This is a genomic window from Nocardia sp. NPDC003999, assembly GCF_053604885.1.
In genome coordinates this window covers 1-12,661 of the sequence record NZ_JBSGIB010000011.1, presented here as the reverse complement: position 1 = coordinate 12,661, position 12,661 = coordinate 1, and the positions used below count along the sequence as shown (strand labels likewise).

Annotated in this window: 10 protein-coding genes and 2 tRNA genes; 11 read left to right on the top strand and 1 reads right to left on the bottom strand. The window is 65.6% G+C overall.

Annotated elements, in window-relative coordinates; translation table 11 throughout:
- The first annotated feature begins 21 nt into the window (after positions 1-21).
- Positions 22-95: transfer RNA gene (locus ACWESM_RS21680), tRNA-Gly, on the top strand.
- A gap of 47 nt (positions 96-142) precedes the next feature.
- Positions 143-219: transfer RNA gene (locus ACWESM_RS21675), tRNA-Pro, on the top strand.
- 378 nt (positions 220-597) lie between these two features.
- On the opposite strand, the gene ACWESM_RS21670 is transcribed toward ACWESM_RS21675, so the two are convergent.
- Positions 598-1,314, bottom strand: a complete 717-nt coding sequence (locus ACWESM_RS21670; protein WP_364429667.1) for a MerR family transcriptional regulator — start codon at positions 1,312-1,314, stop codon at positions 598-600.
- Positions 1,315-1,580: 266 nt separating this feature from the next.
- On the opposite strand from ACWESM_RS21670, the gene ACWESM_RS21665 reads away from it, so the two are divergent.
- The 9 genes from ACWESM_RS21665 to ACWESM_RS21625 all read left to right on the top strand — a co-directional run bounded on the left by ACWESM_RS21665 (position 1,581) and on the right by ACWESM_RS21625 (position 12,285).
- A complete protein-coding gene (locus ACWESM_RS21665) occupies positions 1,581-2,033 on the top strand; it encodes a hypothetical protein (RefSeq protein WP_412808452.1) in 453 nt (150 codons plus the stop codon).
- A gap of 49 nt (positions 2,034-2,082) precedes the next feature.
- Complete coding sequence (locus ACWESM_RS21660; RefSeq protein ID WP_412808453.1) at positions 2,083-2,976, top strand: ROK family protein; 894 nt, start codon at positions 2,083-2,085, stop codon at positions 2,974-2,976.
- Between the two features lie 377 nt (positions 2,977-3,353).
- Entirely contained in the window at positions 3,354-4,478 is a 1,125-nt protein-coding gene (locus ACWESM_RS21655; protein ID WP_039796592.1) for a GAF domain-containing protein, read from the top strand.
- A 69-nt stretch (positions 4,479-4,547) separates the two neighbouring features.
- Positions 4,548-5,552 carry a conjugal transfer protein gene (locus ACWESM_RS21650; protein WP_452493417.1) on the top strand — a complete coding sequence of 335 codons (1,005 nt, stop codon included), beginning with the start codon at positions 4,548-4,550 and terminating at the stop codon, positions 5,550-5,552.
- A gap of 16 nt (positions 5,553-5,568) precedes the next feature.
- On the top strand, positions 5,569-5,829 hold the full coding sequence (locus tag ACWESM_RS21645) for a hypothetical protein (protein WP_039796594.1): 261 nt from the start codon (positions 5,569-5,571) through the stop codon (positions 5,827-5,829).
- Entirely contained in the window at positions 5,826-6,371 is a 546-nt protein-coding gene (locus tag ACWESM_RS21640; protein ID WP_355075961.1) for a hypothetical protein, read from the top strand. Before ACWESM_RS21645 ends, ACWESM_RS21640 begins: the two co-directional genes overlap by 4 nt.
- Entirely contained in the window at positions 6,371-8,896 is a 2,526-nt protein-coding gene (locus ACWESM_RS21635; RefSeq protein WP_355075963.1) for an ATP-binding protein, read from the top strand. The genes ACWESM_RS21640 and ACWESM_RS21635 overlap by 1 nt, the downstream gene beginning before the upstream one ends.
- A 98-nt stretch (positions 8,897-8,994) precedes the next feature.
- On the top strand, positions 8,995-11,358 hold the full coding sequence (locus ACWESM_RS21630; RefSeq protein WP_452493414.1) for a hypothetical protein: 2,364 nt from the start codon (positions 8,995-8,997) through the stop codon (positions 11,356-11,358).
- Between the two features lie 51 nt (positions 11,359-11,409).
- Positions 11,410-12,285 carry a hypothetical protein gene (locus ACWESM_RS21625; RefSeq protein ID WP_452493413.1) on the top strand — a complete coding sequence of 292 codons (876 nt, stop codon included), beginning with the start codon at positions 11,410-11,412 and terminating at the stop codon, positions 12,283-12,285.
- Positions 12,286-12,661 lie beyond the last annotated feature (376 nt).

Genomic DNA, 12,661 nt, shown 5'->3' with positions numbered 1-12,661 from the left:
TCCCATCGGTGTCGTATGCCTGCGGGTGTAGTTCAATGGTAGAACCTCAGCCTTCCAAGCTGATGGTGCGGGTTCGATTCCCGTCACCCGCTCCACGGAGCATTCATCCTCGTCGGCGGCCGCCGCGTCGCCGCGAGGGCCACGGGGTGTAGCGCAGCTTGGTAGCGCATCCGCTTTGGGAGCGGAGGGTCGCAGGTTCAAATCCTGTCACCCCGACCATCGTTCGGGGGTGAGGTTCGTGCTCGGATCTCGATCGGCAGGCGGTGCCGCCGCCGCGCCGTCCTCGATCATCGGATCGGTATACCTACGTATCCCAGCGGGTTTCGCCCATGTGCGACGGCGGCCATGGGGAAGGCGCGGAGACTTCCGTCTGCGGCTGCGGTCGCCGGACACCCCGTGGCAACCCTTCGGCACCGGCCCTGAGTAGCCGAGTTCGACGATTCGCCGGCCGTCGCGTTCGACGCGCGAGATCGGATATGAGACATTCGGGCCGCCGTCACCGGCGCAGCGCTCGAAAAGCTCGAACGATTTTGTCTACTTAAGTATTCGACAGCGCCGGATCGAAATAAGAGAACGGTCGGTTCGCGGCTCGCGCCGTCACTGTTCGGCTTGCCCCTGCGGGCTGGTGGCCACCGGCGGCAACTCGGAGTGCCGGGCGAACGCCTGATCGATCAGTTCCGACGTGGCGCGGGTGACGATCAACCGGGCGATCGCCAGATCGGTCTCCAGTTTCGTGCGATCCCGCGGCGTTCGTGCGGATTCCTCGTAGGTCTGCCCGGCCAGCCGGTAGAACAACTCGGTGGCGAAGCGGTCGGCGATGCGATCGCAGTCCGCGCGCAGACGTTCGACCAATTGGAACGTGTCCTGCATAGGCAGCCCGGTGTCGTGCAGCCGGGTGGCCAGATCACAGCACCGTGGATTCGTGACCCGATACGCCTCGAGCGGGTCCTCGCTGGAGGCCAGCGCCTGCTTCGCGTAGTCCGGCAACTCCGCGTAGCTGTCCTGTGGCTCGGTGGTGGCTTCCGGGTCTGCTTCGGCTGCGTTCTGACTCTTCACTCCGAGTACATCGGCGAGTCCGTCGCCACGGTCCCAGGCTTCGAGCAGTTCCCTGATCCCGTTCAGCTTCATGCCCCGCCCCAGCAAGCGGCTGATCGTTTGCAGCCGGTTGAGGTGGTCCGACCCGTAGTACCCGATCCGCCCGCGCACCTCCGGCGAGGGCAGCAGACCTCGCTCGTGGTACACGCGGACGCTGCGCACGGTGGTGTCGGCTGCCCGTGCCAGTTCGTCGATCGTGAATTCAGAGTCTGCAGCCATGTTTAAAAGGAAACCATAGTCGGGCCCCCGTGGAAAACGGTCCGTTTCATAACGTGCCGTTAAAGACGGTAGCTGGGTGTTGCTTGAAGGTCAACGAGCCGTTACATAGCGGTACAAAAGGTTGTGTGCTGGGCAACAGTGGGCTACCGTGCGTAGACCAGCTTATCGCGGCTGGGTTCCGGGGACTGTTGAGCAGCCCTGATGATGTCCGATCCATGGGCCACGCACCTGCCAGAGGTGTGTGCTCGGCATCCCCGGAGATGGCTATGAGCATTACGCGAACCCTTCCGATGGACACGGGATCCATTGCGTCAGCAAAGATCTCGTCGATTCCGGCAAAGTCGAACCAGCGGCCCCCGTGCGCCGACGTCCCCGACAACTGGGACATGGACAGCGGGAATCCGGATGCCTGGCGAGCGGCGGTACGCACCTGCCAGAGTTGCCCGCTGCTCACGCAGTGCCGCCAATTGGCGCAGACGCTGACCACCCGGGGTGACGGTCCCCGCGCGATGATCTGGGCCGGCGTCGCCTATGACAACTCCGGCAGCGTCATCGAGAACCTGGACCGGCACCGCGCCGCGCCGATCGACCACAAGCGCCCTATGCGCATCATTCGCACCGGGCCGCGTCCGCTGCGTACCGTATCCACTCTTCCCGCGCCCCGCAGGCACATCGTGCTCGGGCAACCCCTCAAGTCGACCGGGACCGACGGTCTGTGACTATGCTGCGTCCACCTTTTCGCGTCGAGTCCTTCGGTGGTGCGTACTCATGACAGTGCTGGCATTGGAGATCGGGTCGTCGGGCTTCGCGGCGACCAGGGTCGCCGACGATGTCGACACGGACGACATCCGGAGGATCCCGATCCCAGCGACGGGCGCCTGGGCTCGATGCCAGGAGCTGCTGCTCGAGGTCGCGGGCGGTGGCGAGGTCACCGCCCTCGGTGTCGCTTCGGCCGGGCCGATCGATATGGCGGCCGGTGTGATCGCTCCTGCCGAGGTTCCGGAGTGGCGGGGAGGGTTCGGCATCGTCGAAGCGGCGCGGAAGTTGTTCCCGAAAGCGCAGGTTCCACTCGCGCTGGACGGCGTCTGCTTGGCGCTGGCGGAGCGAGGCTTCGGCGCGACGAGTGGAGTGATGGACAGCCTTGCGGTCAGTGTCTCCGATCGCATCACCGGCGGGGTCGTGGTGGGCGGCTTCATCCTGGTGGGGCGCACCGGCAACGCGGGGCATGTAGGTCACGTCCTGGTTCCCGGCTTCGATGATCGATGCTCCTGTGGGGGCCGTGGGTGCCTGGAGGCGGTAGCGGGTGGCCTGGCCATGGTGCGCTGGGCGCGGGAGCAGGGCTGGGCGGGCACGTCGGTGAGGGAACTGCTCGATGCCGCCGGCGTGGGTGAGGACATTCCCGTCGCGGCGCTCGGCCGGGCCGGTACGGCGCTCGGCCGGGCGATCGCCTCGGTGGCCGCACTGCTCGATCTCGACCTCGTCGTGCTCGGCGGCCCGCTCGCCGGAGCGGGGCCCGCGCTGTGGAAACCGCTCGGCGAGGCGGTCGCAACACATGCCAGGCTGAGCTTCCTGCCCGGATTGCGGGTGGTTCCCTCGCAGCTCGGAGAAGGCGCGACGATCATGGGCGCGGGTGTGCTGGCCCTGGTCGGAAGGAATACCTGATCGCTTCCCGCGGTGGCGTAATGCCCTGGGCGGGAGTGGGTTCAGCCGCGGGTGAGATTGCCAGGGGGATGCCGTCGGCTTCGGCCGGTGGCTTCCGATGATCTTGTTCGCTGGTTTGCGGCAGATGTGCCGTTGCGCTGTGCGCCGGTCGAAGGGAGGTTCCTCTCGAACTCGACGTGAACAAAATGAACTCGGCTGCGCATGTCGTATGAACATGATGGAGACTTCGTAATAACAGGCGGCGTGGTCACAAGTTGATTGAGCCGCTAAATAACGGTACATTGCCTATTGTCACAAGATGTCTCATCCGGGGAGGCGGACCCGGAGGAACGGCTGGTCGGGCAAGTGCGAAGCGAAGTGGCGCAGTGATTCCATGGGTGACGATCGAGACGTTGGCGCCGGACGGCATGTCCGTGGCCTCGGTGGGGGATGCACCTCGTGAGTTCGCGAGCTGGCAGCGAGTGCTGCAGCGGACGCTGTCCAAGACGCCCGCGCTGTACGACAAACTGACGACCGCTGGACTCACAGAGGCGATCCAAACCGCACATGATCAGGCGCAAGACGTCGACCTGGCCATTCAGACCCGATCGGGACGGCATCAACTGTTCATCCGTCCGATCTTCGGCCCCGCTGGAGACGTGCACGCGGTGCGGCTGTGGTTGGGTCCGGCGTCCGAGCGGGTGCCGGCGTTGCGCCCGGCGGTGGGAGCGATCTGGGACCTGAGTAGTCAGACCATTCAGCAACCGAGCGGCATCACGCGGCTGTCCGGCAGCAGCGCCGAAGAGTACGTCCCGAGGATGTCGATCGCGGAACTGTTCCACCGGGTGTCCAGTTTCGACCGGCACGCCGAGGTGCTCGATCTGCTCTACGATCCCAAGCCTGGCGAGCGAATGCAATTCGACACCAACGTGATTCATGGATTCGGACGTGCGGCTCAGTGGCGGATCACCATTCGCGCGCGCGACGACGAGCGCACCCGTGGCGCTTGGTGGCTGATCGAGGACGTGACGTCGGAGAACGCACAGGCGACGTGGCCGACCTTGGAGCGGATCGGTTTGCGCGAGGCGCATCGGCGGGCGGGAACGCATCTGGCCGTGGTGCAGCTCGAGCACACCAGCATCTCGCACTGGCTCACCGATCCCGCGCCCTGGGTGCGGTGGGACTATCTCTTCCGGCCCGTCGATGTCTTCCATCCCGAGGACCGTCCGCGGCTGGCCGAACTCGGCGACCGGCTGCGGTCGGGCGACAGCGCGGGTGTCACGTTGCGGGTACTCAACTACGGCGGCGGTTACACGCCCACATCGCTACTTTTGTACCCCTATCCCGGGTACTCGAGCAGACAGCTGGCGATCGCCCAGTTGGTCCGGGTCGCCGACGACGTACCGTTGCTGGAAACCCATCGCCAGGTGCTGGAGCCGCGGCAGCGCAGCGCGCCGATCGGATACGACGAACAATTGCGGCATTGGCTGGCGGGCAGGATGAAAAGCAACCCCGCCTGCTGACAGTTTTCATTCCCATGAGTGGGAACTACCGGCCGGTTGGGAACGCCTGTGCTCTCTACCATTTCGGGAGTGAGGACAGGTATTCGTGAGTCGGCAGATTCGGGTGAGGCCCTGCTTCGCCGGATGGCCGCTCGCCGTCGTCGCGACAACATCGTGGTCGCGGTGCTCGCCGTTCTCGCGGTGCTCGGCGGTGGACACGCAATTCTGAGTGTCTTCGACTCCGGGCCGCCAGCGCCGTCGGATGACTCGACGACGGCAATCATCGGGCATGCGCACTTGGCAGGCTCTTATGCCGAGCAGTTCGTCGTCGCATACCTCACTGCCGTTGCGGGGCAGCAGGATCGGATCGGCGAATATGTCGGCTCCAATCAGCAGATCACCTTGCCTTCGTCCGCGCGCCAAGTGTCCGACCCGTCGGTGGTCTACGTCTCTCGGGCGCTCTCGGCCGGGGGGCTCGAAGTATGGTCGGTCACGGTAGCGGTCCGGGTCGGCAAAGTCGGCGCCGCGACGGCACAGGATCAGCGGCAGTTCTACCGTGTCGCGGTCTCCGTGTCCGATGGGCGGCTGCGTGCGCTGTCGACGCCCGCCTTGGTCCAAGCCCCCTCCAAGGGCGTCGATCTCAAACTTGCCTACGGCGCACCCTGCGCACCGGACACCGTACTGGGACAAGTCGCGGCGGGCTTCCTGAGCGCCATGCTGGCCGGAAACGGTGACGTGGCCCGCTACACCACACCGGATGCCGGGCTGGCCGCACTGAAACCGCCCCCCTTCACCGCCGTCGAGCTGACCTCGCTCACCACGGACGATTCGAGTTGCGGCTCCGGCGGTGCGAAGGCCCAAGTGCTGGCCACCGTCAATCCCAAAGCCGATACGGGAGCGACCGCGACGCTGGCCTACCCGCTCACCATGATTCGCAACGCGGGCCAGTGGCAGGTGGTGTCCATAGATCCGATTCCCGCCTTGTCGAGTCCGCTGGCGGTGGTCGTCGGTCAGGATTCCCGTGGCGGAGCGCCGCCCACCTCGTCCTCGTCCCCCTCGACGTCGGTGACGATTCCGCCGGCGACACAGAACTGATCCGAGAGGCAGCCCGATGGGTAATTTGAGCAACATCCTCTATGGCATCCTGATCTTTGTCCGATGGGGCGGAATGATCATCATCGCCATCGTCACGATCGGTGTGGTGATCTCCGAGGCGGCGAAATCGAGGCTGTCACCGGCGCGGATCATCGTCGTCTTCGGCTCGGGGTTGATGGCCGGGGTGGTGATCTGGATCCTGCCTACGACCATCAACTACGCGCGCACGGACGCGAACCTCATCGTCCCCGATCACCCCATCGGTGGCTATCGATGACCCAAGTCATCAAGGTGTTCACGCCGATCAAACGTGTGCCAACGATGATCGGCAAGGCGCAGAACGGGCAGAAGCTTCCGTTCGGTCCCTACACCCTGCCGCAGGTTGCCGCCGGTGTGGCGATGATGTCGGTGACCTCGGTGGGCGCCATGACGTTGCCGCTGAACCCGGCCGTCACTTTCATCACGGGTCTGGCGTTCACCATCCTGTCGGTCTTCGTGCTCGGGCTGGTGCCGTACACGGGCGTCCGGATGCTTTCACGCGCTTTCTGGCTCGGCAGGCTCATCGTCTATCGCAAGCCGGTGTCGGCCTCGGGCATGCCGATCACCAGTGACTCGGTGCGCCACACCATGTTCATCGAGGAGACCGTGGTCCTCCTGCTGCCCGACCGCCCTGGCACGGCGGTGGCCGCCCAGCCGAAATCCGGTATCCGCCTGCTCGAGGTGGTGAGTGGAGGCGGTAAGGCCACCGACCTGTGGCGGCGATTGAACGGCAACGACAACGGCGACAGCAACGGCACAGCCTCCGGAGGAAGCCCCTGATGGCACTCGGACGAGATCTACAGCCCACCGCGGCGATTCGCGGCAATCTTCAGTTCACCCATACGGGTCTGGTCACCGCGACCTACTTCATCAATCCGCTCGGTTACGGCTTGCGCAAGGCCGGTGACAAGTACGACGTGAAGATGGCGCATCACGCGCTGGTCACCAATCTGCCGAGCGGGTCGCTGCTGCTGGGCATCCAGGCGCGGCTGAACACGATCGACGTGCTCACCAAGATGGTGGAGGGCGTCGACCTGGACGAGTGCGAGGACTACGCCGACGAGGTGGTGGCCTCCTACGAACGCGTGCACGCGATCATGCCGCAGACCCGGATCTTCCTGTTGTCGATCCCGGTCGGGGCCAGCAACTCGAGCATGTCCGCGCTGTCGCGCCTGTGGCGTGGCAGCACCCCCACGATCGATGCGACCGCGATCGCCCGCGCCGACCTGGACGAATACGACGATAAGGCGAACGAGATCCTGTCCAGGATCGGCGGCGACTTCGATCCGGTTCCGGTGCCCGCGGCCCTGTTCCAATGGCTGTGGGAGCACTATCTCTCGCGCGGCGCGGCAGGAGACCCGGTGGCGCCCACCCGTGCGGGCGCGCTGGACGACGCGACGGCGGCGGTGTTCCGCTCCGCCGCGCTCGACGAGGGGGCACAGGCCGACAGCAATCGGCGTATCCGTCCCTCGTTCATTCCCGTGATCAAGGTGGTACAGCCGGATTTCGAGTACCGCCCGTCCTACCAGGCGATGCTGACGCCGCATTCCTTCCCGTACGCGGGCATGACCTTTCCCGGCGGCAGCGAGTTCCTCAACGTGCTGGAGGGTCTCGGCGACGTCACCGTCGACTGGGGCATGCGGATCTCGACCAAGCCGGCCGAACAGGTGCTGAAGAACAACGAACTCAGTTTGCGCAGGCTCGGCGAGCAGATGGACCAGCGGGACCAAGAGGTCTCGTTCGCCCAGAACACGTTGGCCTCGAAAGCGCGCATGCTCGGCGAGTACAACCAGCACTTCGAGGTCAACGGCGGGGAATCGGAGGTCTCGTTCACGACGGTTATCGCCATCGGCGGACCGACGCGGGACGCCACAATGGACGCGGTCAACACGCTCAAGCGGCGCTACAAGCGGTTCCAGGTCGATATGACCGCTCCGGTCGGCGCGCAGGTCGACCTGTGGTCGATGCTGATTCCCGGTAGCCCGCCCCGCCGTGCCTTCGACGACTTCGCCCATATCGTCCCCTCGGACATGTGGGCCGGTTTCGTGCCGTTCACCACCAGTCAGATCGGTGACGACAGCGGGCCGGTGATCGGGGTCAACCTGCTGTCGGGACATTTCGAGCCGATCCACTTCGGCATCATGGAGGCCGCGCTGCACGACCTGTCCGCCTCGTTCGCGGTCACCGGCGAACTCGGCTCGGGCAAGTCGTATTTCCTGAAACTGATGGCGGTGCTCGTACACGACATGGGCGGGCAGTTCCTCGCCATCGACCGCAGTCAGGTCGGCGAATGGGAGCACTTCGCGCGGTCGATCGACGACGCGGTCATCATCGACCTGGCCAATCCCACGGTGTCGCTGGATCCGCTGCGGTTGTTCAACCCGCGGATCGCGGGTGAACGGGCGCTGGACTCGATTCTTCCGCTGCTGGATCTGTCGCCGACTTCCGGCGCGGGCGCGGCGGCCAGCAATCTGCTGTCACCCAGAGGCATGGCCGAGCACAAGATCAAGAGCCTGCTCGATCTGTTCCATGTCGTGCGCCGGCTGCGGGAGCACCCCGAGCGGGGAGAGGAGTACGCCGATCTCGCGGCGCGGCTGGGCACCGTGGTGGAGCGGGTTCCGGTGCTGTTCGACCCCAAGCTGCGACCGCTGCGTCTCGACGCCGCCGCGACCGTCGTCCGCAGTCACAATCTGCAACTGCCGAGCGCCGAGGAACTCACCACGCCACACTTGTACAACCGGTTGCCGCTGACGAAACGGCTCGGCACGGCGCTGTACGAACTGGTCGGCGTGGCGGCGCGGGAGGCCTTCCTCTCCGACAACGGCAGGTTCGGCCTGCTGGTCGGCGACGAGGCGCACCACTTCACGCAGACGCAGGTCGGCTCGGCGGTCACCTCGGACTTCAGCCGCGACGGCCGCAAGCACCTGGCCGCGATCGGGCTCGCCTCGCACGACCCGGCCACCGACTTCCAGGGCGCGGCGCACAACCTGATCCCGAACCGATTCGTCTTCCGGCAGCGCGACGAGACTTTGGCGCGCAACAGCTTGGAGTGGCTGGGCGTCGATCTGGAGGAAGCGCCGTTTCTCTTGCAGATTCTCCGCGAGGAGACCTCGCCCCCCGTCGGTCCCGGTCGGCAGATTCCCGAGGAGCGTCGGGGCGAGATGTTCATGCGTGACGCGCTGAACCGCATCGGCCGCGGCAAGGTGCTCGGTCCGGCGCGTCCGGATCGGGCCGCGGCGATCACCAGCACTCCGACCAGCGTCAGCGGTGCGCGTTCGGCCCTGCCCGAGCGATTGGGACGTTGATGAGATCGATATCCGACTCCAGAATTCGCCCCGATCGGTCTTCCTTCGGGATGCCTTGGGAGCCGCAGTTCTGGGACGCGGACCGTTGGCGACCGCAGATGGTGTTCCGGCGCTTCCGGGCTTGGATCGCCGCGTCGCGCCGTCGCAGGCGAATCGTATGGATCGTCCTGGCGCTCTTCGTGCTGTTCGTCTTCCCGGGCCTGATCCACGCCGTGTCCATCGCGCAGCCGGGCACAGCGACCCAAGGGTCCGCTCCCAACAGCGCGACGAGCTGGATGAATGTCAGGGACTCCTATGGAGTCAACGTGTCGAGCTACATGTTGGTGGTCGATCGCGGCGGAGTGTTCAACCTGGGCAATTTCGCGCTGTGGATCATCCTCATGCCGTTGTTCGCGGTATGGCAGCTGTTATCGATCACCGGGGTGTGGCTGCCTGCCAAGGCGATGGACTTCCAGTGGCTCAACCTGATCAGCGCGCCGTTGCAGGCGATGTCCCGCAACCTGACGGCGCAGATCGCGACCCCCCTGCTGGCCTCGACGGCGCTGGCGATCGGTGCGTTCTTCGTGGGCTATTTCATCGTGCGCGCGCTGTACGCCAAGGCTGCCGTGCAGGTCGTGACGATGATCGCTTTCGCCATCGGGGGCGTGTTCTTTCTGGCGAACCCGCTGGCCGAGGCGCTGTCCGACCACGGTGTGCTGATCCAAGGGCGTGACTTGGGTCTTTCGGTCGCGGCGGGTCTGAACGGGAACAACAATCCGAATCCGAGCCAGTTGGTCGGCACGCTGCAAGCGACCATGGCGGACAATTTCGTGCGACTTCCGTTGCAGGTCTGGAACTTCGGGCACGTTGTGGACAGCAACCCGTCCTGCCGGGCGGCGTGGTCCGCCGGAATGACTGCCGGCAGCGAAGATCGGGTGAAGGGCGGGATGAAGTCGTGCGGCGACAGCGCCGCGTATGCCGCGGTGGACAATCCGGGCGTCGGTCAGATCGGGGCCGGACTTCTGCTGTTGCTGTGCGCGGTCATTCTCTTGGCCTTCGCCGCATATCTGTCCATCAAGATCATGTGGGCCGCGCTCGACCTCATCTACTACGGATTCGCATCGATCTTCGGGTTCGCCGCGGGCGGATACATCTACGGCCCGACGCAGACGTTCACCGTGCGCTGCGTGGTGCACGGCTTCATAGCCGCCGGGAAGATGGCCTTCTTCGTCATCGCTCTCGGCATCTACGAGCTGTTGCTGGGCAGCCTGTTCCGTGCGGCGAACGGTCAGATCATGGTGGTGTTCGTCATCGGGGCCGGTGTCGAGATCATCGCCATCATTCAGGTGCGGCGTCTCAGCAGGAATATCGATGAGGCCAACGACTGGGTGGTCAACCGTATCGGTGTGGCGATACAGACCGCGGGATCGTCACAGGGCGGCGGCGGTGGCAGCGCCCTGGGCATGAAGTTGGGCATGGGCAACTCGGGTGCAGCGAACTCGATGACCCCGCTCGCGATGCTCGGCGCGATCAGCACCATTAACAGTTCGCCGGTCACGGCGTGGATGGCCGGTGGTCGCCTCAACCCGCTCAATCCTTTCGCGCGGGTGGACCAAATCGACAAGAGGAACAAGGCGAAAGGCCTGAAGACGCGCGACCTGAGGGCGGCCGCGCACGCCTCCGCGTTCGACCGTGTGGCTGCTGCCGATTACGCCCGGCAAGGGATAACCAGGTCCGGGTCGCGCCGGAATAGTGAAAGGTCTGCCGCTTACGCCGCGGAAAATGTCGCCCATATGACAGGCATGATGGGCAGCGTGCAGTACGCCCTCCGTATGGCCGGTATCGGTTGGACTCGAGGACAACGGGCGACTATCGCGCGCGCGGATATCATCCGGCATGCGGATGACGAGCCGCTGGCGTCGAAGCACCTCGGCCGGGTCGTCGCGGCGCACAAGCACTTCGAGCGGGACTTCCATACGAATCCGGGAATGATGATGGCCAGGTTCCACGGGCTGGAGGCCAGCGTCGATCGGTATCGAGGTGATTACCAGGGCGGTGTGCGGATTTCGGATGAACTGGCGCAGCTCGGCAGTGATTACATCGACAATCCACACCGGGAATGGATTGATGCGTTGCAGGCCCATGCATCGGGGCCGATCAGGGACCCGGCCGCCGCGCGGCTGCGGATCAATGGCCAGGACCTCAGTCAGAACGATGCGGACAGGTTGAGGCAGTGGATCGCCAACGAGCATGCGCTGCGGATCCAGGCTGCCACCAACTGGGTAGCCGAGAATCCCCAGGACTTCGATCGCATTCGAAGATTGCGCGCCGAAATCGACAAAGCTGCCCAGACCGACCAATGGCAAGCGGGCCGGAATATCACGGGTGCTGTCTCGCTCGCCCAGCCGGACCCCGCAGCGAATCCGCTGCCCGACATTCCGGACCGGGTCCTGAATCCCCTCAGAAACCCACGCGGCCGCTGATCCCCTCGATAGCAGCGAAACAGTGGGGCAGATATCACAGAAAGGTATTCGATGATCGGTCGTCTCTTGACCCTCGTACTGATGCCGATCTGGGTGTGGGTAGTGCTGGGCGGCGTGGGCGTCGTGCTCATGTTGCTGATGGGTTTGGTGCTGGTCATCGGCGGTGCGTCGTCGGCGATCGCCTCCGACCTGCACTATCAGTGCGACAGTGCGGTGGGGCCCGACCCCTCCCAGACGGTGACTCCCAGTCGCGCACCGACGGCAGCCCGGCCGACCGTGCGAAGCGCACCGGTGGGTGGGGTGACCACCGCTCCGACCACGAATCCGTACGCGGAGTTGACCATCGCACCGGATGACACCAGCGCTTCGGACTGGCAGCGCGCCTGTACCACAGCGATGCGATACGCTCCGCGCCAGGACCCTCCCTTGCTCACCAGCAATTCGGGTATCGGCGCGGACTGTGCACGCGAGCTCGCCCTGGCACAGCTGACGGCGAGTGCGGCCCGGAACGGATCCGGTAGCCGCGGAGGCGCCGAAGAGTTCACCAGATCGGTGATCTACCAGGCCTCGGCCGCGCAAACGACCGGTCGATGCGCGGCCACCGAGGCAGCGGTGGCGCAGTCGTCGGTCGCGGCCGGTGCGGGGCGGCGCGCATGCGGACAGTTGGACGGATCGTTGGCAGTCGTGGTGCTGCCGAACACCATTGCGGCCCAGGGCGCGTGCGGCCACCGCGTCGATCCTGCCGCGGTATCGCCAGGCGATCTGGTGTTCTGGAATTATCGAAACAACGCGCCGACCCAGGTCGGCATCGCGGTCAGCGACACGCGGCTCGTCACCACCGATGCGGCGACCGGTGAATTGGTCGAACTGACCATCCCGAGCACGTACGACGTGCGGGTGAAACGAGTACTCGGCAGCGGGATGTGATGAGTAAGCGATGCCGCCAACAGAGGTAGAGCCCCAGATAGAAGCCGGCGAGGATGCCGAGGCGCCGCCGGCGCCGATGACGCCGTGGTCCAACCGGCCGGATCAGCAGCGGCCGCGGCCGGGTGGTGTGCCGGGGTCGCCCGGCAGTCCTTCTCCCGGGCCGGGGCAGTCTCCCGGAGCGGGGCAGCCAGGGTCCGGACAGCCGAATGGTGGCGGTGACGCCGGGGTTCCGGGTTCGTCTGGGGCGCCTGGTGGTCCGTCTGCGCCGGGTTCGCCGTCTGTGCCTGGTCAGGCGGGTGTGCCTGGTCAGGCGGGTGTGCCTGGGCAGCCGGGTGGGGTGGTGGCTCCGCGGGTGGAGTCGGCGCCGGGGCGTGGT